Source organism: Hymenobacter aranciens (assembly GCF_030580865.1).
GTDB lineage: Bacteria > Bacteroidota > Bacteroidia > Cytophagales > Hymenobacteraceae > Hymenobacter > Hymenobacter aranciens.
The window spans coordinates 39238-65870 of sequence record NZ_JAUQSY010000018.1; the positions used below are offsets into that span (position 1 = coordinate 39238).

Here is a 26633-nt window from a genome sequence, read left to right on the forward strand (position 1 = left end):
ATGTTTCCCTGGTGTACCTTCTTTTCGGTTGCGCCTGCGCTGGGTTGTGAGGTAACTTTGTCGGTAGATTTTATGGAGAATTTTGTCGTTTCGGCCCGTAAGTACCGCCCGGCCACGTTTCGCAGCGTGGTGGGGCAGCAGCACGTCACCACCACTTTGCAGAATGCCATTCAGAGCCAGCATCTGGCCCAGGCATTTCTGTTTTGCGGGCCGCGCGGCGTGGGCAAAACCACCTGCGCCCGCATCCTGGCCAAGACGATAAACTGCACCAACCTCTCGGCCGAAACCGAGGCCTGCGGGCAGTGTCCGTCGTGCGTAGCGTTCCAGGAAAACGCGTCGTTCAACGTGCACGAGCTCGACGCTGCCTCGAATAACTCGGTGGAAGACATTCGCTCGCTGGTGGAGCAGGTGCGCTACGCCCCGCAGGCCGGCAGCCGCTACAAAATCTACATCATCGACGAGGTGCACATGCTCTCCAACGCGGCCTTCAACGCCTTTCTGAAGACGCTGGAGGAACCGCCGAGCTACGCCATTTTCATCCTCGCCACCACCGAGCGGCACAAGATTATCCCCACCATCCTGTCGCGCTGCCAAATCTTCGATTTCAGCCGCATCCGGGTGGAGGACATGCGCCAGCACCTGCGCTACGTGGCTACGAGTGAGAACGTAACGGCCGACGACGATGCCCTGCACTTGCTGGCCCAGAAGGCTGACGGCGGCCTGCGCGACGCCCTGTCGATGTTCGACCAGATGGTGACCTTCTCAGGCAACCACCTCGCCTACAAAGACGTGGTGCAGAACCTGCACATCCTTGATTACAGCTACTACTTCCGCCTCATCGACAGCCTGCTGACCGAAAACCTCTCGGCCGCCCTGCTGCTGCTGGATGAGGTGATGCAGCAAGGCTTCGACCTGCACAACTTCGTAGTGGGCACCGCCGAGCACCTGCGCGGCCTGCTCGTGTGCAAAGACCCCGTGACGGTGCAGCTGCTGGAAGTGTCGGACGGCATCAAGCAGAAATACGTGCAGCAGGCGAAAGACGCGCCGCTGGCTTTCGTCCTCTCGGCCCTGAACCTCATCAGCCAGTGCGACCGGGAATTCAAGCAAGCCAAAAACCAGCGCCTGCACGTTGAGCTGGCCTTGATGAAGCTGGCTTATCTGAATGGGGCCGTGCAGTTTGTGCGCGAGTTGCAACCCGCCGGTGGCGAGGCTAAAAAAAAAACTAGCGACGTAAACGGCAATGGGGGAGGAGCGGTAAACGGGCACGTGCCAGTTAATGGACACGCCCCAATACCCAATACCCAACACCTAACACCGAATACTCCGCCGCCACCCCGCCAGCCTACCACCCTGGTTTCGGCCCCGCCGCCCGCCGATGGCCCCGAACCCCTGCCCGTCGAAAACGGCGTGGAAGAACTGCACGACACGCCCAGCATCGAAGCCGAGCCCGCTGCCGCCATCACCGAGCGGCACCAAATGCGTGACACGCTGCCGCACGTCGAAATCGGTGCGCCGAGTATGGAAGGGCTGGAGCCGGACTCGCAACCAAAGACCGCGCCCGCCCCGGCTTTCGCCAAAATTCCGAACCTGGGCGCTAAGCTGCCCGGCCTGCCGAGCCTGAAAAACCACAGTGTGGCTGCTGCCGCTAGTACCAGCGCCGTGGACGAACCCCAGGTTCATATCGGCCCCGTGGGACCAATTGATGCGGCCCTATTGCAGCGCGTTTGGCTCGAAATTGCCAACGAGCGCCGGGCCCAGGAACGCATGAGCGAGTACTTCCTGCTTAACCGGCCGGTGAGTGCTAACGAGGAACATCTGATTGAGCTGGAGGTGGATAACCCTATTCAGGTGGACCTGTTTAACGAAATCCGCACCGAGTTTCTGGGGGAGCTGCGGCGGCGTGCCAAACACCCGCGCCTCAATGTGCAGGTGAGCATGGCGGTGGCCGCGCCGTCGGCCAAAAAGCTCTACACGGCTTCGGATAAATTCGAGTATCTGGCCGAAAAATTCCCGGCTCTGCTCGAAGCCAAGCAACGCCTGGGGCTGGAATCCGACTTTTAGGCGCGCGTCGCGTGGGCGAGGCGTAGGCCAGGAGCAGGGAAAGCCGTTAAATGGAAGCGCGGAGAATAACCCGGCAAGATAGGGCTAAAATTTGTTTTTTATTCCCCTATCAGCCAACTACCTTTGCCTTTCTGTTTTCCGCATTAGCTTCCCGCCCGTACCCTTCGTGAAAAAACCTTTTTTGTTGCTGTTCCCGGCCCTGGCGGCGCTTGGCATCACCACGCAATGCCAGTCGAGTAAGCCGGTTGCTACCGCAACTTCTGCATCCGCTCCCGCTCCTGCGCCCCCCGCCGCGCCGAAAGAATACAAGTACGAAACGGTGCCCGGCGACCCGCTGCAGGCCCGTATCTACCATCTGGACAACGGCCTGACGGTGTACTTGTCGGACTACGACGACGCCCCGCGCATCCAGACCTACGTGGCCGTGCGCGCCGGCTCGAAGAACGACCCCGCCGATGCCACTGGCCTAGCGCACTACCTGGAGCACATGGTGTTCAAGGGCACCTCGAAGCTGGGCACGCAGGACTGGACTAAGGAAAAAGAGCAGCTCGATAAAATCGAGGCGCTCTACGAAGTGTACCGCAGCCAGCGCAACGACCCGGCCGCCCGCAAGCGCACCTACCACCAGATTGACTCTATTTCGGGCGTGGCGGCGAAGTACGCGGTGCCGAATGAGTTCGATAAAATCATGGGCGCCATCGGGGGCAAGGGTATCAATGCCCACACCTCGAACGAGGAGACCGTGTACCAGGAAGACATTCCGAGCAACCAGCTGGAGCGCTGGGCTGCTACCGAGAGCGAGCGGTTCCGCGAGATGGTGCCGCGCCTGTTCCACACCGAGCTAGAGGCCGTATACGAGGAGAAAAACCGGGGGCTCGACAACGATTTCAGCAAGGAGTTTGAGACGATGGGCGCGGTGCTGTACCCCACGCACCCCTACGGCACGCAGACGACCATTGGCACGATTGAGCACCTGCAAAATCCCTCCATCACCGAGATTAAGAAGTATTTCAGCGCGTATTACGTGCCGAACAACGTGGCCCTGTGTTTGAGCGGCGACCTGGACTACGACCAGACCATCCGGCTTATCGACAAGTATTTCGGCTCATGGCAGCAGAAGCCGGTGCCGGCCTTCAACGCGCCGGTGGAGAAGCCGATTACGGCGCCCGTGACGAAGGAAATCCTCGGGCCGCAGTCGGAAAACGTGATGCTGGGCTACCGCCTGCCGGGCCGCACCACCCGCGACGGCCTGCTGCTGAAAATGCTGGACCGCGTGCTGACCAACGGCCAGGCCGGCCTCATCGACCTCGACCTGAACCAGCAGCAGAAAGTATTGCAGGCCGCGTCGTTCCTCGATGCCAACAACGACTATTCGACCTTCGTGATGTATGGCACGCCCCGGCAGGGCCAGAAGCTCGAAGACGTGAAAGCCTTGTTGCTGGCCGAGCTGGACAAAGTGAAAAAGGGCGACTTCCCCGACTGGCTGGTGCCCGCCATTATCAACAACGACAAGCTGGAGCGTACCAAGGGCTACGAAAGCAACGTGGCCCGCGCCAGCGCTCTGTACGAGGCCTTCATCGAGCGCGTCAGCTGGGCGGACTACCTGAAGCAGCAGGACGATTTCGGTCGCATTACCAAAGCCGACGTGGTGAAGTTTGCCAACGACAACTTCGGGCAGAACTACGCGGCCATCTTCAAGCGCACGGGTAAAGACCCCAACACGGTGAAGGTGGTGAAACCCGCCATCACGCCGGTGCCGGCCAACCGCGAGACGTCGTCGGCCTACTACAAGGAGTTGACAGCCTTGCCTGCCACGGAACTGCAGCCGGTGTTCGTCGATTATAAGAAAGACATTCAGGAAACTGCGCTCAAGCCAGGGCTGCCAGTGCTCTACACCCAGAACAAGGAAAACGGGCTCTTCAATCTGTATTACCTGCTCGACATTGGCACCAACAACGACCCGCGCTGGGGGCTGGCCACCGACTACCTGCAGTACCTGGGCACCGGGAACTACTCGGCCGCCCAGCTGCAGCAGGAGTTTTATAAGCTGGGCTGTGCCTTTAGCGTGAACAGCGGGCCCGACCGCATTTTTGTGAGTCTGAGCGGCCTCGACAGCAACCTGGAGCCGGCCCTGCGCCTGTTTGAGCAGTTGCTGAACAACCCGCGCCCCGATGCCGAGGCCCTGAAAAACATGGTGGCCGGCACCCTCAAGGCCCGGCAGGACGCCAAGCTGAGCAAGCAGGTGATTCTGAGCCAGGCGATGGTGAACTTCGCTAAGTACGGCCCGAAAAACCCCTTCACCAACGAGCTGAGCGAGAAGGAGCTGAAGGCCCTGAAGCCCGAGCAGCTCACGGCCCTCGTGAAGAAGCTGCCGACTTATCAGCACCGCGTGCTGTACTACGGTCCGCGGCAGCTGACGGGCAGCGCCGCCCCGATTGATGCGGCGGAGAAGGCCGGGCAGTCGCTGGCTGCCGTGGCCCGTCCGGGTTTGCTGGACGTGCTGAAAGCCGAGCACAAAACCCCCGCCACGCTGGCCGCCGTGCCCGCCGCCAAGGAATACGCCGAGCAGCCCCTGGGGCGCAAGGTGTACTGGGTGGACTACAACATGGTGCAGGCGGAAATCCTGTTCCTGACCAAGGGCGACATGTACGATAAGGAGCTGGTGCCTACCGTGGCGCTCTACAATGAGTACTTCGGCGGCGGCATGGGCAGCATCGTATTTCAGGACCTACGCGAGAGCAAGGCGCTAGCCTACTCGGCCTCATCGCGCTACGCGAATGCCGATAAGCTGGGCCGCTCGAACTACATTCTCAGCTACATCGGCACGCAGAGCGACAAGCTGCCCGAGGCCATGGCCGGTATGGAGGCCCTGCTGACCGAGATGCCGGTGGCCGAGGCCAACCTGGCCATCGCCAAAAACGCCATCCGCAACAGCATCAGCACCGAGCGCATCACCAAGAGCGACGTGCTGATGAGCTACGAGCGCGCCCGCCGCCTGGGCCTCGACTACGATGTGCGCCGCGACGTGTACGACCGGACCCAGAATATGACGTTTGCCGAATTGCAGAAATTCCAGACGGCCAAGGTGAAGGGCCAGAACCAGACCATCCTGGTGATTGGCTCGAAGGACCGGCTCAACTTCAAGGAGCTGGCCAAATACGGGCCGGTGCAACAACTGACGCTGAAAGAGATATTCGGCTACTAACGAGAACCCATCCCACCCTTGTCATGCTGAGCGCAACGAAGCACCTTATCATCCCTGCGCTGAGTTGATTTTTTTTAAACCCACCCTGACGCGATAAGGTCCTTCGCTGCGCTCAGGATGACATTTATCGATTTTAACACCCTTTGTAACATGGCAGAGCAGAAAATCACCATTAAAAATGGCAAGCTGAACGTTCCGGACAAACCTACCATCCCCTTCATCGAGGGCGACGGCATTGGTCCGGACATTTGGCGTGCTTCCAAACTCGTGTTCGATGCGGCCGTGGAGAAAGCCTACGGTGGCAAAAAGCAGCTGATGTGGAAGGAAGTGCTGGCCGGTGAGAAAGCCTATAAAAACCTGAACAACTGGCTGCCCGCCGAAACCCTCGACGCCTTCCGCGACTACCTCGTGGGCATCAAGGGGCCGCTGACGACGCCCGTGGGCGGCGGCATCCGCTCGCTGAACGTGGCCCTGCGCCAGGAACTGGATTTATACTCCTGCGTGCGCCCGGTGCGCTACTACAACGGCGTGCCCTCGCCGGTGAAGCACCCGGAGCTGACCAACATGGTCATCTTCCGCGAAAACACGGAGGACATCTACGCCGGCATCGAGTACATGAACGGCACGCCGCAGGCCCAGAAAATGCTGGAATTCCTGCAGGACGAGATGGGCGTGAAGAAAATCCGCTTCCCCGATTCGTCGTCGTTCGGCATCAAGCCGGTGAGCAAGGAAGGCACCGAGCGCCTCGTGCGCGCGGCCATCAACTACGCCCTGGCCCACAAGCTGCCGAGTGTGACCATCGTGCACAAGGGCAACATCATGAAATTCACCGAAGGCGCCTTCAAAACCTGGGGCTACGAGCTGGCCGAGAAGGAATTTGGCCAGAAGGTGTTTACCTGGGCGCAGTACGATAAAATCGTGGCCAAGCAGGGCGTGGCCGTGGCCGATGCCCTGCAGAAGCAGGCGCAGGAGCAGGGCAAGCTCATCATCAAGGACAGCATCGCCGATGCTTTCCTGCAGCAGATTCTGCTGCGCCCGGCCGACTACTCGGTGGTGGCGACGCTGAACCTCAACGGCGACTACATCTCCGACGCCCTGGCGGCCATCGTGGGCGGCATCGGCATCGCGCCGGGTGCCAACATCAACTACCTCACCGGCCACGCCATCTTCGAGGCTACCCACGGCACGGCCCCCAAATACGCCGGCCAGGACAAGGTGAACCCCGGCTCGGTTATCCTCTCGGGGGTGATGATGCTGGAGTACATGGGCTGGAAAGAAGCCGCCGCCCTCATCAACAAGGGCCTCGAAGCGGCCATCGCCAGCAAGCGCGTGACCTACGACTTCGAACGCCAGATGGAAGGCGCCACGCTGCTCAAATGCTCGGAGTTCGGCGCTGAGATTGTGAAGAATATGTAGTAGCTTGGCGCTTGCCAATCTAAACGAAAGAACCCCGCGTTGGCTTTGGCTGGCGCGGGGTTTTTATAAAATATATTAGTAATGCCACTATGACTAACGCTCAACTAATGCGTTGCGAACACGAATACGATGTGGTGTTCGATAATGACGACCTAGAGGAAATCTCTAGCTATCTTGTAGAGAACTTTGCAGGATTTGACTTTTTGGAGCTCGTTGTTTTTATAGCAGATTTTGCGAAGTCAAACGATTTGTACTTTGACTCTATTGCAGCAGGAGTGAAACAGCAGGAGTTCCGTATGGAGTGGGTCGCAGGAGAAGGCTCAGTATATGATTTCCTGCTAGAACGAACTCTATTGATTAGGAATCAGATTAAAGTGGCTGTTCATGATATGTTTACTTTGCCAGAGCGATTGCAAGGGCAAGGGAAAGCAAAAATTATATTGCAAGGTTTTTACAAACAATACCTTGCCAGTGGCGTCCAATACATTGAGGTGCTCGCTGGAAAAACCATTGGCGGCTACGCATGGGCACTGTACGGTTTTGAAGCAATTGACCCAATAAAGGTGGCTGAAATTATTGAGTTAGGTCGAGCTCATCGGGATATTACATATGAACAGTCTGCTTTGCATTTCAAAATTTTTACCGACTTTTACGCAGTAAACTCAGCTACTACACCATTCCCAATGCGTGAATTGGCAACTTCTCCCGGTGGCAAAGCGTTACTAAAAGGCAGAAATTGGAATGGAGTGTTAGATTTACAAAACTTATTGAAGCGCGAACTATTCGAGACCTATTTGGGCTTAGCCTCTTGATATCATGATTGCACATTTGATAGCGGATACCCACATGATAATGCAAAAAGAAGAACCTATCTGCACTGTTGCTGAACGTAAGAGCCGCACATGGTCTGCCCTAGATATTATAGCCAGAGGAACGCTAGGTAGAGAGGAAGCCCTCGCTGTATACAGCGTGACTCAAGAAGATTTGGCACTCTTTGGACCTCGATGGCAGGAGTTGAAAGGCCAACTAATTTAACTGTCCAGTTCCACCAAAAACAAAAAGCGGGCGCCCCCACCGGGGCGCCCGCTTCCATTTCCAGCCCACCCAACCTACGCTCCTTCCTCCCCGCTTTCCTTCTGCTCCCGCCGCACCTGCTGCAGCACCTTGCGCAGCGTGTAGTCCTTGAGCTTCGCGTCGCCGCCGTCTTTGTAGAGGCTTTTGCCGTCTTCCAGCAGCTCCTTGATGAAGCCGTAGAGCGTCGTGAACAGCTTCACGTTGTCGGCCGTGAGCAGGCGCTGGTCGCTGAGGCTGCTGCCCTGGGTGGTGCGGTCGGTGGTGAGGTTATCGTAGAGGGTTTGCAGGTCTTTGATTTCCTCCTCGGTCAGGCCTTTGGCGGTGAGGGCATCCTGGTTGGCTTCGATGTTCTGGAGCAGAGTGCGCAGGCTTTCGGCCAGGCCCTCGTGCTCGTCGTCGTTGCGGTCGCGGCGCACGGCCTCGATGCCGAATTTCTTGGGCGCCACCGTGAGGTCCTGGGCGCGGCGCACCCGTGCTTCGAGGCGGTTGAGCAGGCGGGGCAGGGCATCCACGAGGCCCTCGATGCGCTGGGTGACGACCTGCCGCTGGGCGATGCTGGTGCTGCTGCGCACCACCTTGCCGACGTTCTCGATGGCTTTGTCGAAATCGGCCAGGAATTTGGGCTGGTAGTCGTCGGGCAGCAGGTCGACGAAGTCGGCTTGGTCACGCAGGTAGCTGGCGCGTAGCAGGCGGGCCACGGGCAGCAGCTCGCTGATGCGGAAATTGAAGGGGAGGGCAAGGGCATCCATTAGCGGTAAAGGAGTTAAGAGTGGAAATGTGCCGCAAGTATACACTTTTATTTCAAAATCAAAACGATGCAAGGCCTCGGGTAACGGGGCCTTTGCCGGATAGCATCGGCTGGCGGCTGCAACCATCGGACGGAGCTCCGGGGCCATCGGCTGGCTTCCGGATGCATCGGATGAGGTTCCGGAGCCATCGGATGAGGTTCCGGAGCCATCGGACGCCCTTCCGGGACCATCGGATGAGGTTCCGGATGCATCGGACGGCTTCCGGAGCCATCGGATGGGTTTCCGGATGCATCGGACGAGGTTCCGGGGTCATCGGATGGCTTCCGGACGCGTCGAGTGACATCCCGGAACCGTCGAGTGAGGTTTTTTGCCGGTTAAAAAATAAAAGCCGGTTGTTGATGCCAAGCCAGGGCAGCACGGTATTTCCCCCGCGCTGCTTATTTTTAAGCACTTCATTCCCGCCAGCCTCTTTCTCGCATGAGCACCCCCACTGCCACCGAAATCACTCAGGATATTCTGACCAATCCGCGGTACGACGAGTTCTTTGCCGACTATCATCCCCGCATCCGCGAAATGTTTGCCCAAACCTATGGCCATGAGAAATGGATGTGGCAGTGGGAGGGGGCCCGCGAGCTAACGAACCAGGAAAAGGCCGCCCGGCGCTTTGGGGAGCTAGCCTACGACCGCCTCTGGGACATTCAGCGCAAAAAGCTCTTCGACCTGCAGTGCCGCTGGCGCGCCGGCCTGCTCACGCTGCCCGGAGTAGACTGCAGCTACGACTTTGAGGCGCACGATGCCACCATTGAAAACTGCCCCCTGCCCGGTCCCATCACCCCCGAGGAGCTGGATATGTACTGCGATTTTGTGCGCCTGGCCCCCGACTTCGACGACGATGTGATGGACCGCAACGGCGGCCCCTGGTATGACCCGCGCGGCTGGCAGGACTACGACACCATGAAGCTCTACGAGCAGGAGTTTGACCGCGAAACCCCCGACCACGAGCGCCAAGGCATCCATCCGCCGGCCTGGTACGATTTTCATAACATGCGCACCGGCAACGGCATGCTCCTGAGCTTGCCCGATGTGCGCCGCCCCGCCGAGCTGCGCTACCGCCAGGCCGAGGCCGATGCCCGCCAGACGCGCAACGAGGCCGTTCAGGCCGCCGCGCCGCTGCCCCCACTGCCGCCCGACCCGCGCCCCCAGTACCTGCCGCAGTGGGAGATGGAAGAGTTGCTGGACGACTTCATCGACTCGTACGAACCGGCGCAGCTGCGCCGCGAAAAAGCGGCCTATGCCCTGGTGAAGGACCGCGAAGCAGAGGACAAGCAGGTAGTGGAGGATTTCGAATACCTCAAATCGCTCGAAGCGGCCGATACCGTACCCCTGAAAGAAGCGGCCAACTGGCGTGCCGCTCTCCGGCAGGCCGTGGTCGAAAGTCAGCGCCAGCAATTGCTGGCCCACCTGCCCTTGGTGTACGACGAATACCTGCTCCGCGAGCAGCTGGGCATTGCCCACCCCGAAGCCACCGAGGGCCGCTACCGCGATACCAACAACCCCTTGCGCTGGCGCAATGAGATTCTCGACGGCCGCGAGCTGCTGGGCGAGCCCCGCAACTTCGATTTCTAACCGAGCTACTGCCGCCGCAGCTCCAGGTACTTATCGCCGCAGTCGAAGCGCTGGTACTCGTTCATGGCGTTGCCGTAGTTCTGAATGAGCAGCATACTATCCTGCCAGGCGCAGCTGATGTCATCGTCCTCCGGCTCGATGCTTTTCAGGCCCACGAAGACGAAGCCCACGTCGGAGTCGGTGGCGTTGCGCCACACCCGCACCGGCCCGCGCAGGCTGTCGCAGGCAAAGAAGTAGCTCGTATCGCGCCGTGTGATGGTTATCGACAGGTTGCAGGTGGTGTCCGTCGCCGCGTAGGTGCCCTCGAAGCGCGGCCGGGCCGGTGGCGCGGATACGGCTGCGGGCGCCTCCGCCGGGGCGGTGGTGGCCGGCGCATCGGTGGCGGCGGGTTGGCAGGCGGCCAGTGCCAGCAAGCTACCCACTATGGGCAGAACAATAGATTTCATGCCCCAAAGAAAGCGCGTTTATTCCCCGGGCTTGAGCCGTTGGAAGGCGTTGTTGAGCACCTCGGCCCAGGTGGGGTGGGCAATAATCATGTCCACGAGCTGCGGGTAGCGCAGGCCGCCCGCCATTGCCAACTGAAACATGGTCATAATCTCGCCGCCCTGCTCGCAGAATACACTGGCCCCCAGAATACGGTCGTCGTCGCCCACCAGCACTTCCACGAAGCCCTCGGTGAGACCCGTCTCGTTGGCCCGGCCGATGTTGCGGGCCGGCAGCCGGCTCACCCGGAAGGGGATTTTCTGCTCCCGCGCCTGGTTTTTGGAGAGGCCGATGCGGCCCAGTTGCGGCTCGGTGAACACCACGTAGGGCAGGGGGCGGCCCTCGGCCGAGCGCTGCTTGCCGTGCAAAATGGCGTCGCGCACGATGCGGTAATCGTCGTAGCTGATGTGCGTAAACTGCGGGCCGCCCTTCACGTCGCCCAGCGCATACACGCCGCGCTGGGCGGTTTGCAGGTGCTCGTTTACCTGGATGTAACCTTTTTTGTCAAGTTCGATGGCCGTGTGCTCCAAGCCCAGGTCGGCGGTGTGGGGCACGCGGCCGGTGGCCACCAGCAGGTGCGAGCCGCGCAGGTGGCGCGGGCCGTCTTTGGTTTCGACGGTGAGCGTGATTTGCTCGTCGGTGCCGCGCGTCACGCGGCGCACCTGGGCGCTTAACACCAGCTCGATGCCCTCGGCTTCGAGCAGTTCCTGCAGCGGCTTGCTCACGTCGGCATCCTCGCGGGCCATGAGGCGCGGCTTGGTGTCGATGATGCTGACGCGGCAGCCCAGCCGCCGCATCATCTGCCCAAACTCGACGCCGATGTAGCTGCCGCCCATGATGAGCAGGTGCTTCGGCTGCTCCGTCAGGGTCAGCAGCAGCGAGTCGCTGGTGAGGTAGCCGCTGCCTTCGAGGCCCTCGATGTCGGGCACGGCCGGCCCGGTGCCCGTATTGATGAACACCAGCGGGGCCGTCACCAGCTCTTCGCCGCCGCCGTGCAGCGCCACCGCCAGCGTGTGCGGCGCCGTGAAGCGCGCCCAGCCGCGCAGCAGCGTGATGCCGTCGCGGTCCTTGGTGAGCTTGCGCTCGATGCTGTTGCGCGAGTTCTGCCGCAGCCGGTGCATCCGTTCAATCACGGCCGCGAAATCGACCTGCCACTGGCCTGGCTCGATGCCCAGCTCGCCGGCCGTCCGCACATGGTGCGCCCGCTGCGCCGAGGCCAGCAGCGCCTTGGTCGGCGCGCAGCCGTAGTTGAGGCAGGAGCCCCCCAGCGAGGCACTTTCGATGATGGCCACCCGGCGGCCGGCATCGGCCAGCGCGTAAGCCAGCGGCGTGCCGGCCTGGCCAGAACCGATAATGAGGGCATCGAAGGAAGTAGCGGGCATAAGGAGGAGGTTAGGGAGTAGCCTGCATACGGTAGGGGAGGGCGAAGCGGCTGTTTGCGGACGCAAAAAGAACGTCATCCTGAGCGCAGCGAAAGGACCTCGTCCGCGCCGTTAGGGTAGTAATTGTTTTCTTTTGAACGATTGGAAATACTACCACAGCGAAACGGGCGAGGTCCTTTCGCCTCCCTGCGGTCAGCTCAGGATGATGTTCTTTTTGCCCGCTCATCCGTTATTCAGCCACCATCCCTCCCGACCTTTGCCCCTATGAAGCTCCCGTTGCGCCTGCTGTTGCTCCTGCTACCCCTGCTCACGGGCTGCGCCTCGCTCTACTTCCCGCCGCCGCCGCACGCCCCCATGCTCACCCAGAAAGGCGAATTCTACGGCAGCCTCAGCACCAACCAGCACACCAACTTCGCCCTGCAGGGTGCCTACGCCTTCACCAACCACCTGGCCGCCGCCGGCACCTTCTCCTCGCTGCACCGCCAGAAGTCCGACCGCACCGAAGACATCGACTTCGGCGAAGCCAGCCTCGGCTACTTCACCCGCCTGCGCGATGGCCGGGTGCTCGAAGTGTACGGCGGGGCCGGCGGCGGCCATACCCGCCGCCTTGAGCGCGACGAAGCCCAGCGCACCACCCGCACCCTCGACGGCGACCTTGCCAAGGTCTTCGCCCAGGTCAACTTCGCCCGCAAAAAGCAGAAAACCCTGCGCATTTTCCGCCATGACTTTCCGCTCACCTACGGCGCGGCTCTGCGCCTGAGCTACCTGCGGCTGCACGATTTCCGCATCGACGGCCAGCTGCAGCCCGGCATCGGCAACATGTTTTTCGAGCCCATCACCTTCACCCGCACGCAGCTCGTGGGCCCGGTGCAGCTGCAATTAATGAGCGGCCAGATTATCGGCTTCCACAAAAACAACTACCTGAAGGCGGCCAACTCGGTATTTCAGTTGGGGCTGGTGATTAACCTGGGCGAGGGGAAAGCGGGGTTTTAGGTTGTCGGAATACCGCTGCAAAGCAGCTAGCGGAAATGTCGGAAAAAGGGAGACCTAAGCCGCTGGTGACAAGCGCACGGCTTTGAAAAATAGCCGGTAAGTAAAGTCTCTGAATTAAAAAGATGGGTTTGGCGGCAGCGGCAGTGGCGCGGTATTTCGGTTCGAATTACCAACGCCCGCCGAATGAACCGACTCTTTACCCGCCTGCTGAGCGCCAGCAGTCTGCTGCTGGCCTGCGCCGCCTGCTCCATCTACACGCCCATGACGCCGCACGCGCCCATCATCCGGGCCCAGGGCGAAGGTGAGGTCAGCTTTCAGCTGCAAGGCACCGGCCGGGCCGAGCTCCAGGCTGCCTACTCGCCTTGCAAAAGCCTGCTGCTGCTAGCCGCCGCCACCGGCCGCCCGAAGCTGTTTACTGACTCTGCAGCTATCGACCCCGGCGACGGCCTCCGCACGCTGCAATACGAGGTAGGCGCGGGTACTTATTTTCCGATGGGGGAGCGCTGGAGCGGCCAGCTGATTGGCGGCTTCGGGGCGGCCCAGGTAGAGCGCACCGTTTCGGAGTTCGGCATCTTTCTGGCCTTCAGTAATAATTACAATGCCCGCTACCAGAAATATTTTGGGCAAATCAGCTTTAATAAGCAATTGCACCGGCATGGTATGGGTTTCGGCTACCGGCTGGCGCTGATAGATTTCAGCGAACTCAGTGCGCAGAATCGCCAGGGCGATTACACGCTGTACCCGCTTCCGCTCGATAGCCAATTGCGGCACGAGTTATTTTACTCTTATCGGCGCTGGCTGGGCCGGGAGCTGGCCGAGAGTCACTGGTACTTGCAAGCGGGCGGCGGGCTTTCTTTCTGCCTGCCCGGCCGCACCGACCCCGTGCCTTACGACGATGTGGACTTCCGGGCCCGGTTCAATCGGGGAGGGGTAGTAGGCATCGGCTACTCACTACAGAAGCACTAAGCCGTTTTCCAGTAACTTGCTAGCCGTATCAATCCCAGCCATCCTTCTGATGCCTTCCCGCTACCCCAAAGGTTTTTATCGTTTTTCAGGGTTGGTGGCCAGTGTCGGCCTCCTCGGCGGCTGCGCCGTATACGCGCCCACCGTGCCCGCCACCCCGGTACTGGAAAAAGGCCAGGTCGAAGCCAGCCTGAGCTTACGTATGCTCATTGCGCCCGAGGCCACCGTGGCCTGGGCTCCTACCTCGCATCTGCTGGTAGTGGGCGAGGGGGCCATGCAGGGCAGCGATGGCAGCTATACCACCCAGGGCCAGACCATCACCTACAAAGACTACCACCGGCAGGGAGGGCTGGGGCTGGGCTACTACCGCGCCCCCACGGCTACGTCGGCGGCCTACCTGGCGGCGGTGGGCGGCGTGGGCTTTGCCAGCACCCGCCTGCACGCCGAAGACGTGGAAGTAGCCTCGCCCTGGCTGCCCTTCCCGTTTCCGGTGTATGCCGGCGAATACCAGGCCAGCTACCGGCGCTACTACGGGCAGGTGTACGCCGCCTGGCCCCACCCCGAGCGCCGCGTCATGGCGGGCGTTTCGCTGCGGGGCACGGTGGTCGACTACTCAAGCCTGACCCTCAACGACAGCTCCTTCACCGCTACCAACCGCGCCTTTCTGGAGCCCTCGGCTTTCGTGCGCTTTGGTCGGGGACCACTGAAATTCCAGCTCACGGGTGGCTTCTCGCTGCCCCTCACCGGCAACCGCAACGACCCCTCCGACAAGCGCACGGCCCCTACCTCATTTCTGTTTAGCGGCGGCCTGGTATTCCGCCCCGATTTGCTCAAAAAGCGGTAGCAGCGGCCACAAAAAAAGCCCTGGCTTGCGCCAGGGCTTTTGTATTATCAGGCGAACAACAACAACAATTACTTGCTGCCCAGCACGCGCAGCATCGTTTCGCCAATCTCGGCCGGCGAATCCACCACGTGGATGCCGCACTCACGCATGATGGCCATTTTGGCCGCGGCGGTATCATCCGCGCCGCCCACAATGGCACCGGCGTGGCCCATGCGGCGGCCGGGAGGCGCCGTCTGGCCGGCGATGAAGCCTACCACGGGCTTCTTGTTGCCGGTTTCCTTAATCCAACGAGCCGCTTCGGCTTCCATGCCACCGCCGATTTCGCCAATCATCACGATGCCTTCCGTCTCGGGGTCGTTCATGAGCAGCTCCACCGCCTGCTTGGTGGTGGTGCCGATGATGGGGTCGCCGCCGATGCCGATGGCCGTGGTCTGGCCCAGGCCGGCTTTGGTGAGCTGGTCCACGGCTTCGTAAGTCAGCGTGCCCGATTTCGACACGATGCCCACGCGGCCCTTGGTGAAGATAAAGCCGGGCATGATGCCCACTTTGCACTCGCCGGCCGTCATCACGCCGGGGCAGTTCGGGCCAATCATCGTCAGGCCCGGACGGTCCTTCAGGTAGTGCTTCACGGCAATCATGTCCTTGGTCGGGATGCCCTCCGTGATGGTCACAATCACCTTGATGCCCGCGTCGGCCGCTTCCATGATGGCGTCGGCCGCGAAAGCCGGGGGCACGAAAATGATGCTGGTGTCGGCCTGCGTGGCGGCCACGGCATCGGCCACGGTGTTGAACACCGGGCGGTCGAGGTGTTGGGTGCCGCCTTTGCCGGGGGTCACGCCGCCCACCACGTTGGTGCCGTACTCAATCATCTGGCCGGCGTGGAACGAACCTTCCGAGCCGGTGAAGCCCTGCACGATAACCTTGGAATCTTTATTAACCAGAACGCTCATTCTTGGGTGTTTTTGGGGTGAAGAAGGGGAGGGGCCAGCCCGAAGGGCCGTACCGCCCGCAAAAGTAGGGCTTTTTGGGGGGAGGGCAAGGCGGCATGGGATAATACCAGAGCTGTCATGCTGAGCGCAGCGAAGCATACTCTCACGTCCGAACGATTGAATTACTGCGTCGTGCTGGCGTGATAAGATGCTTCGCTGCGCTCAGCATGACAAGAGGCACCCCGCCAAAACCCGTACCTTTGTCTTCCATTCCCATCCTGCAACTCATTTTCCGCTTCCGCATTCGCACATGTACCACAATCACATCATTGAGGCCGTCGGCCATACTCCCCTCGTCAAGCTCAATAAAGTCACCGACGGCATCAAGGGCACGGTGCTGGCCAAAGTGGAGTATTTCAACCCCGGCAACTCGGTGAAGGACCGCATGGCCATCCGCATGATTGAGGATGCCGAAAAAGCGGGTCTGCTCAAGCCCGGCGGCACCATCATCGAAGGTACCAGCGGCAACACCGGTATGGGCCTGGCCCTGGCCGCCATCGCCAAAGGCTACAATACCATCTTCGTGATGAGCGACAAGCAGAGCAAGGAAAAGCAGGACATCCTGCGCGCCGTGGGCGCCCAGGTGGTGGTCTGCCCCGTGGATGTAGCGCCCGAAGACCCGCGCAGCTACTACTCCGTAGCCAAGCGCCTGAGCGAGGAAACTCCCAATTCCTACTACCCCAACCAGTACGACAACCTCTCGAACGCCGCCGCCCACTACGCCACCACCGGCCCCGAAATCTGGACCGGCACCGAGGGCAAAATCACCCACTACGCCGCCGGCGTGGGCACGGGCGGCACTATCTGCGGGGCCAGCAAGTACCTCAAGGAGCAAAACCCGAACATCGTGACGGTGGGCCTCGACACCTATGGCTCGGTGTTCAAAAAGTATAAAGAAACCGGGATTTTCGACCACAACGAAATCTACCCTTACAAGACCGAAGGCATCGGCGAAGACATTCTGCCCAAGAATGTGGACTTCGACCAGATTGACCTGTTCATCAAAGTGCGCGACGAGGACGCGGCCGTGATGACGCGCCGTCTGGCCAAGGAAGAAGGCCTTTTTGTGGGCTGGAGCTGCGGTTCGGCCGTTTTCGGGGCGCTGGAATATGCCCGCGAGCATTTGAAAGAAGATGACACGATGGTCATCATCCTGCCCGACCACGGCACGCGCTACCTGGGCAAAATCTACAACGACGATTGGATGCGTGCCCAGGGTTGGCTCTAAGCCAAACTTTGGGGAATTGTAAATTCCTTAGTAATTTCGTAGTCAACGCCACCCATAATCTATTCCGGTGCTATGTCAGCAAGCTTAAATCATATTGTGCTGGTGGATGATAACGAAACCACGAGTTTCCTTAACAACCGCCTGTTGGGCCGGCTGGGCGTGGCCGAGCAGGTTAGCACTTTTTCGCGGGCCGACGAGGCCTTTGAGCAAATCTGGGGCGAGCACGGCGCCGATGCCGCGCCCAAGCCCGATTTGGTGTTCGTGGATTTGAAAATGCCCGGCGTATCCGGCTTCGAATTCCTACAGCTCTACAGCGCCCTGCCCAAGCCCGTGCAGGAGCAAACCGTGATGGCCGTGCTCACCACCTCCATGCACAGCGCCGACACCGCCCGCGTGGCCGAGTACCCCAACGTAGAATACCTGACCAAGCCGCTGACCGAAGAAAAGATGCAGAAACTGCTGGAAAAGCGGTTTCAGTCGGCCGCGTAAGCAGAAATAACAAAAACATAAAGCGCCCCGGCTAGTGATAGTCGGGGCGCTTTTTTATGTGCTGTCATGCTGAACGCAGTGAAGCATCCTATCGCGGTCGAACAAAATCGCTGTGCCGTGAGAGGATGCTTCACTGCGTTCAGCATGACAGTTCTGGTGTCAGCACAGTCTTGTAGGTTATTACACGAACCGAAACGCCTCCCCATCAAACAAGCCCTTGTCGCTAAGCTTAAGGCTGGGAATCACCAGCAAGGCCATAAATGACAGCGTCATAAACGGCGCTTCCAGTGGCGAGCCCAACTGCTTCGCCAGCGCATCCACGGCCGTGTAAGCGGCTGCCACTTGGGTTCCTTCCTGGTCTGACATAAGGCCCGCCACGGGCAGCGGCAGCAGTAATTCCGTGCCATCAGCCCCCACGGCCGCCAGCCCGCCTTTGGCCTCAATCACCAGATTCACGGCCCGGGCCAGACTCGCATCGTCGCAGCCTACGGCGGTGATATTGTGTGAGTCGTGTCCCACACTACTGGCCAGTGCGCCATGTTTCAGGCCGAAGCCGCGGATGAAGGCTACGGCGGGCGGCACGCCCGGCTGGTAGCGATTGACGACGGTGAGTTTGAGAATATCCTGGGCCGCGTCGGGCACCAGCAGGCCGTTTTCGGCAGGCACCGGCAGGTTGAGGCGGGCGGTAATGAGCTGGCCGTCGAAGCATTCGATGACGGGTAGCATGGACTGTTGGCCGGTGGCGGGTAGTGCAAAATCAGCCGCTGTGAAGGGTTGGGCATGGAAGTTGTTGACCACCTCGATGGATGTAGCGGGCAGCCGCGACTGGCCGTTTTCGGCCACCAGCTCGCCATTCAAATAGGTTTGCAGCACTTGGAAATCCTGCAAACCCCGGACGACGATAAAATCCGCCGGGTCACCGACTTGCAGCAGGCCGACGGGCAGACGGTAGTGATGCACGGGATTGACGCAGGCTACGCGCAACACACTGAATACGTCCTGGCCGAGGGCCACGGCGCGCTGCACCAGCTGGTTGATGTGGCCCAGCACCAGCGTATCGGGGTGCTTGTCGTCGGAGCAGAACATCAGGTTGGGGTAGTGCTGGGGCAGCAGCTCGATAAGGGCGGCGAAATTGCGGGCCGCCGAGCCCTCGCGAATGAGGATTTTCATGCCCACGGCCAGCTTGTCGCGGGCCTCATCGGCGGTGAAGCACTCGTGGTCGGTGCTGATGCCGGCGCTGGCGTAGCGGGCGGCATCGGTGCCGCGCAGGCCGGGGGCGTGGCCGTCGACGGGGCGGCCGGCCTGCTGGGCCAGGGCAATTTTCTGCATTACATCGGCGTCGCGGTGCAGCACGCCGGGCCAGTTCATCATCTCGGCCAGGTAGCCGATTTTGGGGTTTTCGAACAGCCTTTCGATGTCGGCAGCCGTGATTTCGGCCCCGGCCGTCTCGAACGGCGTGGCCGGTACGCAGCTCGGCGCGCCGAAGCAGAACTTGAAGGGCGAGTGAGCCGCGTTTTCGAGCATGTACTCCACGCCCGCCACACCCAGCACGTTGCCGATTTCGTGCGGGTCGCTTACGGTGGCCACGGTGCCGTGCGTCACGGCCAGGCGGGCAAATTCGCTGGGCACCAGCAATGAGCTTTCGACGTGCACATGGGCATCGACGAAACCGGGCAGGGCGTAGGGGAGGGCCGGGTCGATTGCGGCCGCGCTGGTGGGCGTGATAGATGCGATATGGCCATCGACCACGCTAATGGTGGCGGGCTGGATGGAACGGGCAAAGATGTCGACAACGTTGGCCGTGAGAGTAAAAGAGGCGGGCATGGGCGCGGAAGTGAGGCAATAAAACCGGCCCCGGGCCGGTTACAGGCCCGCAAAGAACTTATATTTGAGCAAACAAACCCCCGTGGTCGTGAAAAAGATGGTGTCCGTGTTGCTGCTGCTGGCGGTGATATTCGGGGTAGCAGCCAGCAGCGGCTGCGCCCGCCGCACAAGCCTGCAGAAGAAAACCAAGATGTACAAGCGCCGCGCCGCGCACGGCAATGCGCCGTGTCCGTGCGATTCGCATTAGTTCTGCTTTTATGTTGCGTGTAAGCCTACTCGCCTTGCTGCTGGCGCTACCGCTGTTCGGCTCCGCCAAGCCCAAGCCGACGCCCATCGTGTACCAGGAAGGGCGCTACCGCCTGGCCAACGGCCAGCAATTGCGCGGCCGGCTCTGCCTGGTGAGCGACAACGACCTGCTGATAGCCGCTACCGACACCACCCCGGCGAAAAAGCTCGCCGCCGCCGAGGTCCGCAACTTTGTGATTGGCGCCGACTCGTTTGCCACGCTCCGCAACTACGACGTGGTGGTGAACGGCGTGGTGACGCACTACACCCACGGCATGATGCAGGTGTGCCCGGCCGGCGCGGGCCTGGAAGTGTACCGCGTGCAGGGCGTGATGGAAGTGCTGCGCGGCGTGCAGGACCCGGCCATGAAGTACGTACTCCGGGGCATTTCGGGCGGCGCGGCCGGCATTGCCACCGGGGCCCTTCTCGATAACCTGAATGACGCCCCCAACGGTTATTTTAAGGAAGAGCTGGTGACCTTGTACCTGTTGCGGCCGGCCAATGCGGCGCCGCTGCTCACGCTCCAGCCCAATACCAGTGAGGCCCGTAAGCACCTGAAGCTGGCAATGGCCGGCGATGAAGTGCTGACCAAAAAACTGCGTAATGCCATTATGAGCGAAGAGGGAATTGCCAAGCTCCTCGCCGAATACGCTACCCGCCATCCCCGCTAACTTATGCCCGATTCTCCCCAAGTAGTCGCCCTGCAAACCGCCGCCGAGCAGGTGCGCCAGCAGCTCAACCTCCCCGCCTTCAACGCCGATGCCGTCACGCACCTCGCCCGCTTCATCGAGGTGCAGCGCGCGGAGCTGCCCGCCGCCGAGCGCGAGGGCGTGGTAATGGCGCTGGGCTGTTTTCTGGGGCAGTGCCTGGTGCAGACCTACCGGGGCGAGTGGGCCGCCGGGCGCGACGGCACCACCGGCGTGGGCATCGCGAACCGATTTTTTTTCAATCCTTTCCAACTGGTGAATACTCAGCTGAATGAGGGCGAAAGCGCGTCCGTTGCCACGTTTTTTGCCTCGGTTCCGGCGCGGCTGGCGGCCCCACCCGCCGCTCGTAAGGGCTGGATTTCGTAATCTTGCGGGGCCAATGGCCGTTCCCGCGTCGTTATATGAAACCACTCGTTATCGCCATTGACGGCTACTCTTCGTGCGGTAAAAGCACGACAGCCAAAGCCGTAGCTGCCGCCCTGCATTACGCTTACGTCGACACTGGCGCCATGTACCGCGGCGTCACGCTGTATCTGCTCGAAGCCGGCATTGCCTTCGATGATATGGCGGCTATCGAGCAGGCTTTGCACGACATTCACATCAGCTTTAAGCGCCACCGCACCACCGGGCGCAATGAGCTGTGCCTGAACGGTAAGATTCGCGAAGACGACATTCGTCAAATGCGCATTTCCAACCTCGTAAGCGAGGTGTCGGGCATTCCGATGGTGCGGCACGCCATGGTGGCGCAGCAGCAGCGCATGGGCCGCAAGCGCGGTGTGGTGATGGATGGGCGCGACATCGGCACTACCGTTTTTCCCGATGCGGAGGTGAAGGTATTTATGACGGCCGAAGTGGAAATCCGGGCCCGCCGCCGGCAGGAAGAGCTGGCCGCCAAGGGCGAGCACGTGGAGCTGGTTGATATTATCGAAAACCTGCGCAAGCGCGATTACCTCGACTCGACCCGCACCGAGAGCCCATTGCGCCGGGCTGCGGATGCGGTATTGCTGGATACCACGCACATTACCATCAGCGAGCAGGTCGATTTTGTGCTCGACCGGGCCTCATCGGCGCTTTTTGCCACGTATGGCGCGTGGGCGGGCAAGACCAGCGCCTGAACATTTTCGTACCTTTGCAACCCGGCGCACAGGCCCGGTGTTGACGTAGGAACATGAAGGTCACGATTGATAAGAATTCCGGTTACTGCTTCGGCGTCGAGTTTGCCATTCAGATGGCCGAGGACGAGCTGGCGCACGAAAACACGCTGTATTGCCTCGGCGATATCGTGCACAACCGCATGGAGGTGGAGCGCTTGCACCAGCAGGGCCTGCGTATCATCGACCGCGAGCAGCTGGCCGAAATTCACGACTCGAAGGTGCTCATCCGGGCCCACGGCGAGCCGCCCGAAACCTACCAGCTGGCCCTGCGCAACAACCTGGAGCTGATTGACGCCTCCTGCCCGGTGGTGCTGAAGCTGCAAAACCGCGTGAAGCACGCCTTCGACGCAACCACGCGCCAGGATGGCCAGATTGTCATTTACGGCCAGCCCGGTCACGCCGAAGTAGCGGGCCTCACCGGCCAGACCGGCAACCGTGCCATCATCGTGATGAACGAGGCCGACCTCGACCAGATTGACTTCGCGCGGCCCGTCACGCTCTTCAGCCAGACCACCAAAAGCACGGCCGGCTTCTATAAAATGAAGGCGCTGATTGAGGCTCGCATCGCCGCCGCCGGCGGCGATTTGCAGAGCTTCGACGCCAACGACAGCATCTGCCGGCAGGTGAGCAACCGCGAGCCGCAGCTGGCCCGGTTTGCCGTAGAGCACGATGTTATCGTGTTCGTGAGCGGGCGCAAAAGCTCTAACGGCAAGGCGCTGTTCACGGTAGTGCAGCAGCATAATTCGCGCAGCTACTTCGTGGAAAACGAGGCCGAAGTGGAGGACGAATGGTTTGTGGGCGCCGAAACCGTGGGTATCTGCGGGGCCACCAGCACGCCGCTGTGGCTGATGCGCCAGGTGCAGGAGCGCATTGAGGCGGTGGACGTAGTGCTGGGCTAGAACGACAATTCCCCTCCTTGGAAAGGAGGGGATGTTTTGCCGCAGGCAAAACGGGGGTGGTTCGCCCGGTCGCGCCGCCTGGGCTTTTGTTGCTTCGGATAAAGAATTACTGCGTCGTTCGGGTATTGTTCTGACGGCGCGAGCGGGCGAACCACCCCCGTTCGCTGCTCAGCGCAGCTCACATCCCCTCCTTTCCAAGGAGGGGAGCTTTGTTCTCACTTCTTCTTCAGCATCCGCCGATATACCCGCGCAATGGCCGGCTGCGGCAGGTGCAGCACGTACATCGTATGCACCACAAGGTGCGTAAACTCGGTGCGTACTACCCCGTGCTGCAGATACTTGCGGGCCGAGGTGACGACGCTCTGCGGCAGCACCACGAAGCGGGCGAGGCGCTTGATGCGGTCGACTATTTCGACGTCTTCCATCAGCAGCAGCTGCTCGTTGAAGGGACCGAGGCGGCGGAAGAGGCGGGCTTGCACAAAGAGGCTTTGGTCGCCGAACTGAAAGTGGGGGGCGTTGAAGCGCGAGGCCCAGCTGCTGGTGCGCAGCACCCAGTGCCGCACGTTGAAGCGCAGGCGAAAGCAGCCGCTGCGGAACCCGGCCGCCAGGGCGCGGCGGATGATGTGGCCGAAATTGGCGGGTGGCAGCGTGTCGGCGTGCAGGAAGTAGAGCACTTCGCCACGGGCGTTTTCGGCGCCGTGGTTGAGCTGGGCGGCGCGACCCCGGCGCGGGGCCAGCAGCAGTTGGGCCCCGTGGGTGTGGGCGATGGCGGCAGTGCCATCGGTGCTGCCGCCGTCGCAGACCAGGATTTCGCAGGCGATGCCGGTGCCGATGTTGGCCACCAGGTGGGGCAGGGTGGTCGTCAGAGCCTCGGCTTCGTTGAGCGCGGGGATGATGATGGAGAGGTAGGGCGCGGGGGCTAGGGTCGGGTCCATACGTCGGAGAGGATAACAATGACCATGAACGAAATAAACAACGCTTTGTAGGTGATGGAGCGGCGGCGGCTGCGCACGGGCTTTGGGCCGCCCCACCAGCGGAAACCACCCAGCGCGGCGAAAATAGCCAATACCAGCAGGTAAAAGCCGACGTCAAGGATGTCGAAAGTGCCGTCGGTGATGTGCAGGAGTTGCAGCAGTTCGATACCCAGGGCCATGCCCAGCGGCAGCAAACTGAGCAGGCGGCTGCGCGAGAACGAGCCGAACCACAGGAAGGCGTACATCCAGAGCGCGCCGGGCAGATTGTATACCAGCCACTGGCCGTAGCGCAGCCGCCACATGGGCGGCTCGATGGCCAGTAGTGAATAAATCAGCTTATTGACGATGGTGTCGGGCGAGCGAAACAGCACGTAAATCACCAGCGCCACCATCAGCGGCAGCAGGCAGGTAAACAAAAGCTGACGTTTGCTTTTCATGCCAGGGGCCGGGGTTTGGTGATTTGCACGATGCTCCAGTAGCCAGGTTTGAGGGTGGTTATTTCGGGGTGCTGCAGGCCGGCGGTGAGGGCGCTGAGCGGGAAGTAATTCCGGAAGCCCAGAATTTTGCCGATGGGCGTCAGCAGTCGGTCGGCCAGCCGGAGCGGGCCGTGGGCGGGCGTGAAATGGTTGAGCAGGTAGAGCCGGCCGCCGGGCCGCAAGGCTTCGTAATAGGCCTGTAATAGCTGCGCGGGCTCCTGCACCACTGAGAGCACGCTGCAAAAAACAATCTGCTCATAGTCAGCGGCCCGACTGGCGTAATCCTCGGCCGAAGCTTCCTGCAAGTCAAGCGGCAGCGTGGTAAATTGGGCGGATTTTTCCCGCGCCGCCTGCAGCATCGGCGCCGAGCAGTCGATGGCCGTGACGTGCTTGCGCTGCGCATTATAAAACGGCAGCGAGATGCCCGTGCCCACGCCTACCTCCAGCACGCGCCGGCCAGGCTGGGCATTGACGGCTGCCACCAGCTGGCGCACCAGCGGCTGGTAGAAGCGCCGCAGCGCCAGGTCGTACACCCGGGCAAAGAGGAAATAACGCAGGTTATTCAGCCGGGTGCTCATGCGGCAGTAAGGGAAGCAAAGGGCGTACGACGAGGCAAGATAGGCGCTGGGCGGCGGCTGGCCGGGGCCGCCGGTTTTGCCGTACCTTTAAACAACCGCTAACGGCCTGCTCCTATGAAAGCCTACGCCCACCTAAACCCACCTGCCGCTGCTACGCCCGCCCCCCAAAGCTGGTGGCGCCGGGCTCGCTACAACACCGCCGGCCTCATTAGCATCATCCGGGGCGATATTATGCACAACACCCTGGGCGCCTACCACGTGCTGCGCCTGTGGCATGTGCAGAAACTCACGGCCGGCCTGGTGAGCAAAACCCACCCCTGGGCCACTGGCCTCAACCCCGACACCGCCGCCCCGGTGTGGCCGCAAAACGTGGTGTTTCGGACCGCGCCCACGCCGGGGCTCGACTGCGAGGCCGACGAGGTAATTCTGCGCAAGGTGGGCAATTTCCTGGCCGACATGGTGAAAAAGTCGGCTCAGCTGCCCGAGATTCCGCATGGGCCGGAGCGGCGCATGCCCCACGTGGTGAACTACCTGCACGGCTCGGTGCACTACAATGGCCTGTGGCTGCTGTTCAACGACTTTGTGGAGGCCAAGCAGCTGTTTTCGGACCCGACGTTCCGGCGGGAGTTCCGGCGGGTGGTGCGGCAGGAAAAGCGTGAAGTGACCCTGATTTTCCGCGAGCGCAAGTACAGCCCGCTGGAGTACGCCTACTTTTCGGGCTTCATCATGGCCAATCTGCCGTGGTTTGCCAACGTGAACGGGCCGGGCAAAAAGGTCATGTGGGGCAACCCTTCACCTTACCCGGCCATGAACATCATCAACGGCAGCTGGGTGCGCGACGTGGAGCGGCTGCGGCGCGGGCGGCCCGGCTTCCAGCGCCCACCAGTGCAGGCCGAACAGTATTTCACCGGCAGCTACGGGCGGCCGGTGCAGCCGTACTACTTCTCGGAGCGGCTGGTGGCCTACGTGGAGAATGAGTGGGTGCGCCGGCGCGGCTTTGATGCGGGCTTGTTCTTCATCAACCGCAAGAAAATTGACCCGCGCATTTATGAGAAATACCTGGCCGACAAGGCCACGCTGAACGAGCGACATACGCTGGTGCCGAGCCCGTTTAAGAAGAAGTAGGGGAGTGGTAGTACGAATTCCGCGTAGCGGTTCGTGCTACCACTTTGTCGTTTGGTGCGGTTGTGCGGTCATAACAACGTCAGAGTGGTAGTACGAACCGCTGCGCGGAATTCGCCCGACCACTTCGCCCATTTACGCCAACTCCCGCTCGTAAATTCGCCGGCTTTCATCGTCAAACACCACGAACTCCACCACCTGCGGAAACTCATTCTCGCTCAGAAACTGCCGCACCTCGCGCACCGCAATGGCGGCGGCTTCTTTTTTGGGATAACCGTAGATGCCGGTGCTGATACCGGGAAAGGCGACGCTCTCCGACTGCCGGCCCGCTGCGATTTTCAAGCAACTCTGATAACAAGAAGCTAATTCCTCTGCCTCATGCTGATGGCCGCCGTGCCAGACTGGACCTGCCGTGTGAATAACGACTTTTGCTGGTAGTTTCCCTCCGGTAGTGGCAACAGCTTTGCCCGTTGGCAGGCCTAAAGGGTATAGTCGTTCGCGCAGATGCCGGCACTCCTCCAGAATCTGGGGGCCGCCGGCGCGGTGGATGGCCCCATCGACGCCGCCCCCGCCGAGCAGGCTGGAATTGGCGGCATTGACGATGGCCGTGACCGGGCGGCTGGTAATGTCGCCCTGCACGAGGCGCAGGCGGGAATCGGGAGGAATGGGCATAAGAGGCGGACGCTTAGGGAGCGGTTTTCGGCGTTTCAGCCAGAAAAGTTGCGGCTTGGGTAACGGGAATTTGCGGCCGGGGGGTGAAAAAGTGCTGTTTTACATCATCAACCACCACAAAATACCTCTCTTATGGAACCCACGAACCTCATCCCCGCCCGCGACCCGCAACTCTGGCAACTGGCCAAAAGCCGCGCCCGCTTCAAGTCGCACCTGTTTACGTACCTCGCGGTGAATGCCCTGCTGTGGCTTATCTGGGGCGTGACCGACCACGGGCACTACGACCCTCTGCCCTGGCCGGTATGGTCTACCGTATTCTGGGGCATCGGGCTGTTTTTTCAGGGCGTGCGCACCTACGGCGGCTGGAACAAACAGAGCTTGGCCGAGCGCGAATACGAGCGGCTGACGCGGGAGCGGCAAGGATAGCGCGTTGCACCCTG

At 61.1% G+C, this 26633-nt stretch carries 25 protein-coding genes and 1 pseudogene; 17 read left to right on the forward strand and 9 right to left on the reverse strand.

What is annotated here, in order from left to right; all coding sequences use genetic code 11:
* The first annotated feature begins 72 nt into the window (after positions 1-72).
* From Q5H93_RS21100 to Q5H93_RS21115, 4 genes are all read left to right on the forward strand, one after another.
* On the forward strand, positions 73-2061 hold the full coding sequence (locus Q5H93_RS21100) for a DNA polymerase III subunit gamma/tau (protein ID WP_305008689.1): 1989 nt from the start codon (positions 73-75) through the stop codon (positions 2059-2061).
* A gap of 166 nt (positions 2062-2227) precedes the next feature.
* Positions 2228-5266 carry a M16 family metallopeptidase gene (locus Q5H93_RS21105; protein ID WP_305008690.1) on the forward strand — a complete coding sequence of 1013 codons (3039 nt, stop codon included), beginning with the start codon at positions 2228-2230 and terminating at the stop codon, positions 5264-5266.
* A gap of 150 nt (positions 5267-5416) precedes the next feature.
* Entirely contained in the window at positions 5417-6682 is a 1266-nt protein-coding gene (gene icd / locus Q5H93_RS21110; RefSeq protein WP_305008691.1) for an NADP-dependent isocitrate dehydrogenase, read from the forward strand.
* A gap of 89 nt (positions 6683-6771) precedes the next feature.
* On the forward strand, positions 6772-7494 hold the full coding sequence (locus Q5H93_RS21115) for a hypothetical protein (RefSeq protein ID WP_305008692.1): 723 nt from the start codon (positions 6772-6774) through the stop codon (positions 7492-7494).
* A gap of 297 nt (positions 7495-7791) precedes the next feature.
* On the opposite strand, the gene Q5H93_RS21120 is transcribed toward Q5H93_RS21115, so the two are convergent.
* Positions 7792-8505 carry a hypothetical protein gene (locus Q5H93_RS21120; protein ID WP_305008693.1) on the reverse strand — a complete coding sequence of 238 codons (714 nt, stop codon included), beginning with the start codon at positions 8503-8505 and terminating at the stop codon, positions 7792-7794.
* A 477-nt stretch (positions 8506-8982) separates the two neighbouring features.
* On the opposite strand from Q5H93_RS21120, the gene Q5H93_RS21125 reads away from it, so the two are divergent.
* Positions 8983-10131, forward strand: coding sequence for a hypothetical protein (locus Q5H93_RS21125; protein ID WP_305008694.1), 1149 nt, complete (start codon positions 8983-8985; stop codon positions 10129-10131).
* 5 nt (positions 10132-10136) lie between these two features.
* Here Q5H93_RS21125 and Q5H93_RS21130 read toward each other — a convergent pair whose 3' ends face one another.
* The gene (locus tag Q5H93_RS21130) at positions 10137-10577 is read right to left on the reverse strand and encodes a hypothetical protein (protein WP_305008695.1); all 441 of its coding nucleotides are present in this window, start codon (positions 10575-10577) and stop codon (positions 10137-10139) included.
* 18 nt (positions 10578-10595) lie between these two features.
* Complete coding sequence (locus Q5H93_RS21135; RefSeq protein WP_305008696.1) at positions 10596-11996, reverse strand: mercuric reductase; 1401 nt, start codon at positions 11994-11996, stop codon at positions 10596-10598.
* Between the two features lie 264 nt (positions 11997-12260).
* Between Q5H93_RS21135 and Q5H93_RS21140 the strand changes: the two genes are divergently transcribed.
* The 3 genes from Q5H93_RS21140 (at position 12261) to Q5H93_RS21150 (ending at position 14796) form a co-directional block, all read left to right on the forward strand.
* Entirely contained in the window at positions 12261-12989 is a 729-nt protein-coding gene (locus Q5H93_RS21140; RefSeq protein ID WP_305008697.1) for a hypothetical protein, read from the forward strand.
* A gap of 183 nt (positions 12990-13172) precedes the next feature.
* Positions 13173-13955, forward strand: coding sequence for a hypothetical protein (locus Q5H93_RS21145; RefSeq protein ID WP_305008698.1), 783 nt, complete (start codon positions 13173-13175; stop codon positions 13953-13955).
* 49 nt (positions 13956-14004) lie between these two features.
* Positions 14005-14796, forward strand: a complete 792-nt coding sequence (locus Q5H93_RS21150; RefSeq protein ID WP_305008699.1) for a hypothetical protein — start codon at positions 14005-14007, stop codon at positions 14794-14796.
* A gap of 68 nt (positions 14797-14864) precedes the next feature.
* Here the strand turns inward: Q5H93_RS21150 and sucD are convergent, their stop codons facing one another.
* Positions 14865-15746, reverse strand: a complete 882-nt coding sequence (gene sucD / locus Q5H93_RS21155; protein ID WP_305008700.1) for a succinate--CoA ligase subunit alpha — start codon at positions 15744-15746, stop codon at positions 14865-14867.
* A gap of 289 nt (positions 15747-16035) precedes the next feature.
* Here sucD and Q5H93_RS21160 point away from each other — a divergent pair.
* Both Q5H93_RS21160 and Q5H93_RS21165 read left to right on the forward strand, forming a co-directional pair.
* Positions 16036-17010: pseudogene (locus Q5H93_RS21160) on the forward strand (PLP-dependent cysteine synthase family protein); the annotation flags it as partial.
* Between the two features lie 75 nt (positions 17011-17085).
* Positions 17086-17502 carry a response regulator gene (locus tag Q5H93_RS21165; RefSeq protein WP_305008701.1) on the forward strand — a complete coding sequence of 139 codons (417 nt, stop codon included), beginning with the start codon at positions 17086-17088 and terminating at the stop codon, positions 17500-17502.
* A 180-nt stretch (positions 17503-17682) separates the two neighbouring features.
* Here the strand turns inward: Q5H93_RS21165 and ade are convergent, their stop codons facing one another.
* Complete coding sequence (gene ade / locus Q5H93_RS21170) at positions 17683-19326, reverse strand: adenine deaminase (RefSeq protein WP_305008702.1); 1644 nt, start codon at positions 19324-19326, stop codon at positions 17683-17685.
* A gap of 64 nt (positions 19327-19390) precedes the next feature.
* Between ade and Q5H93_RS21175 the strand changes: the two genes are divergently transcribed.
* Genes Q5H93_RS21175 through Q5H93_RS21195 form a run of 5 tightly spaced genes read left to right on the forward strand, consistent with a single transcriptional unit; the run spans position 19391 to position 22371 of the window.
* Positions 19391-19573, forward strand: coding sequence for a hypothetical protein (locus Q5H93_RS21175; RefSeq protein ID WP_305008703.1), 183 nt, complete (start codon positions 19391-19393; stop codon positions 19571-19573).
* A 10-nt stretch (positions 19574-19583) separates the two neighbouring features.
* On the forward strand, positions 19584-20282 hold the full coding sequence (locus Q5H93_RS21180; RefSeq protein WP_305008704.1) for a hypothetical protein: 699 nt from the start codon (positions 19584-19586) through the stop codon (positions 20280-20282).
* Between the two features lie 3 nt (positions 20283-20285).
* Positions 20286-20684, forward strand: coding sequence for a hypothetical protein (locus tag Q5H93_RS21185; RefSeq protein WP_305008705.1), 399 nt, complete (start codon positions 20286-20288; stop codon positions 20682-20684).
* 35 nt (positions 20685-20719) lie between these two features.
* Positions 20720-21433 (forward strand): (d)CMP kinase, encoded by a 714-nt coding sequence (gene cmk, locus Q5H93_RS21190; protein ID WP_305008706.1) that lies wholly within the window; start codon positions 20720-20722, stop codon positions 21431-21433.
* A 53-nt stretch (positions 21434-21486) separates the two neighbouring features.
* On the forward strand, positions 21487-22371 hold the full coding sequence (locus Q5H93_RS21195; RefSeq protein ID WP_305008707.1) for a 4-hydroxy-3-methylbut-2-enyl diphosphate reductase: 885 nt from the start codon (positions 21487-21489) through the stop codon (positions 22369-22371).
* A gap of 215 nt (positions 22372-22586) precedes the next feature.
* Here Q5H93_RS21195 and Q5H93_RS21200 read toward each other — a convergent pair whose 3' ends face one another.
* From Q5H93_RS21200 to Q5H93_RS21210, 3 genes are read right to left on the reverse strand one after another with little or no spacing between them, the layout of a single operon-like run.
* On the reverse strand, positions 22587-23306 hold the full coding sequence (locus Q5H93_RS21200) for a TIGR04283 family arsenosugar biosynthesis glycosyltransferase (RefSeq protein WP_305008708.1): 720 nt from the start codon (positions 23304-23306) through the stop codon (positions 22587-22589).
* Positions 23291-23782, reverse strand: a complete 492-nt coding sequence (locus tag Q5H93_RS21205; RefSeq protein ID WP_305008709.1) for a hypothetical protein — start codon at positions 23780-23782, stop codon at positions 23291-23293. The genes Q5H93_RS21200 and Q5H93_RS21205 overlap by 16 nt, the downstream gene beginning before the upstream one ends.
* Complete coding sequence (locus tag Q5H93_RS21210) at positions 23779-24399, reverse strand: class I SAM-dependent methyltransferase (RefSeq protein ID WP_305008710.1); 621 nt, start codon at positions 24397-24399, stop codon at positions 23779-23781. The genes Q5H93_RS21205 and Q5H93_RS21210 overlap by 4 nt, the downstream gene beginning before the upstream one ends.
* A gap of 114 nt (positions 24400-24513) precedes the next feature.
* Between Q5H93_RS21210 and Q5H93_RS21215 the strand changes: the two genes are divergently transcribed.
* The gene (locus Q5H93_RS21215; RefSeq protein WP_305008711.1) at positions 24514-25524 is read left to right on the forward strand and encodes a hypothetical protein; all 1011 of its coding nucleotides are present in this window, start codon (positions 24514-24516) and stop codon (positions 25522-25524) included.
* Positions 25525-25656: 132 nt separating this feature from the next.
* On the opposite strand, the gene Q5H93_RS21220 is transcribed toward Q5H93_RS21215, so the two are convergent.
* Positions 25657-26193, reverse strand: a complete 537-nt coding sequence (locus Q5H93_RS21220; protein WP_305008712.1) for an O-acetyl-ADP-ribose deacetylase — start codon at positions 26191-26193, stop codon at positions 25657-25659.
* Positions 26194-26325: 132 nt separating this feature from the next.
* Here Q5H93_RS21220 and Q5H93_RS21225 point away from each other — a divergent pair, with 132 nt between their 5' ends.
* Positions 26326-26619, forward strand: a complete 294-nt coding sequence (locus Q5H93_RS21225; protein ID WP_305008713.1) for a 2TM domain-containing protein — start codon at positions 26326-26328, stop codon at positions 26617-26619.
* The last annotated feature ends 14 nt before the right edge of the window (positions 26620-26633 follow it).

Bases quoted from the DNA above. Each gene is read 5' to 3' on its own strand.
- Q5H93_RS21100 (WP_305008689.1), top strand. From the start codon at position 73: ATGGAGAATTTTGTCGTTTCGGCCCGTAAGTACCGCCCGGCCACGTTT.
- icd (WP_305008691.1), top strand. From the start codon at position 5,417: ATGGCAGAGCAGAAAATCACCATTAAAAATGGCAAGCTGAACGTTCCG.
- Q5H93_RS21115 (WP_305008692.1), top strand. From the start codon at position 6,772: ATGACTAACGCTCAACTAATGCGTTGCGAACACGAATACGATGTGGTG.
- Q5H93_RS21120 (WP_305008693.1), bottom strand. From the start codon at position 8,505: ATGGATGCCCTTGCCCTCCCCTTCAATTTCCGCATCAGCGAGCTGCTG.
- Q5H93_RS21125 (WP_305008694.1), top strand. From the start codon at position 8,983: ATGAGCACCCCCACTGCCACCGAAATCACTCAGGATATTCTGACCAAT.
- Q5H93_RS21130 (WP_305008695.1), bottom strand. From the start codon at position 10,577: ATGAAATCTATTGTTCTGCCCATAGTGGGTAGCTTGCTGGCACTGGCC.
- Q5H93_RS21135 (WP_305008696.1), bottom strand. From the start codon at position 11,996: ATGCCCGCTACTTCCTTCGATGCCCTCATTATCGGTTCTGGCCAGGCC.
- Q5H93_RS21140 (WP_305008697.1), top strand. From the start codon at position 12,261: ATGAAGCTCCCGTTGCGCCTGCTGTTGCTCCTGCTACCCCTGCTCACG.
- Q5H93_RS21145 (WP_305008698.1), top strand. From the start codon at position 13,173: ATGAACCGACTCTTTACCCGCCTGCTGAGCGCCAGCAGTCTGCTGCTG.
- Q5H93_RS21150 (WP_305008699.1), top strand. From the start codon at position 14,005: ATGCCTTCCCGCTACCCCAAAGGTTTTTATCGTTTTTCAGGGTTGGTG.
- sucD (WP_305008700.1), bottom strand. From the start codon at position 15,746: ATGAGCGTTCTGGTTAATAAAGATTCCAAGGTTATCGTGCAGGGCTTC.
- Q5H93_RS21165 (WP_305008701.1), top strand. From the start codon at position 17,086: ATGTCAGCAAGCTTAAATCATATTGTGCTGGTGGATGATAACGAAACC.
- ade (WP_305008702.1), bottom strand. From the start codon at position 19,326: ATGCCCGCCTCTTTTACTCTCACGGCCAACGTTGTCGACATCTTTGCC.
- Q5H93_RS21180 (WP_305008704.1), top strand. From the start codon at position 19,584: ATGTTGCGTGTAAGCCTACTCGCCTTGCTGCTGGCGCTACCGCTGTTC.
- Q5H93_RS21185 (WP_305008705.1), top strand. From the start codon at position 20,286: ATGCCCGATTCTCCCCAAGTAGTCGCCCTGCAAACCGCCGCCGAGCAG.
- cmk (WP_305008706.1), top strand. From the start codon at position 20,720: ATGAAACCACTCGTTATCGCCATTGACGGCTACTCTTCGTGCGGTAAA.
- Q5H93_RS21195 (WP_305008707.1), top strand. From the start codon at position 21,487: ATGAAGGTCACGATTGATAAGAATTCCGGTTACTGCTTCGGCGTCGAG.
- Q5H93_RS21200 (WP_305008708.1), bottom strand. From the start codon at position 23,306: ATGGACCCGACCCTAGCCCCCGCGCCCTACCTCTCCATCATCATCCCC.
- Q5H93_RS21205 (WP_305008709.1), bottom strand. From the start codon at position 23,782: ATGAAAAGCAAACGTCAGCTTTTGTTTACCTGCCTGCTGCCGCTGATG.
- Q5H93_RS21210 (WP_305008710.1), bottom strand. From the start codon at position 24,399: ATGAGCACCCGGCTGAATAACCTGCGTTATTTCCTCTTTGCCCGGGTG.
- Q5H93_RS21215 (WP_305008711.1), top strand. From the start codon at position 24,514: ATGAAAGCCTACGCCCACCTAAACCCACCTGCCGCTGCTACGCCCGCC.
- Q5H93_RS21220 (WP_305008712.1), bottom strand. From the start codon at position 26,193: ATGCCCATTCCTCCCGATTCCCGCCTGCGCCTCGTGCAGGGCGACATT.
- Q5H93_RS21225 (WP_305008713.1), top strand. From the start codon at position 26,326: ATGGAACCCACGAACCTCATCCCCGCCCGCGACCCGCAACTCTGGCAA.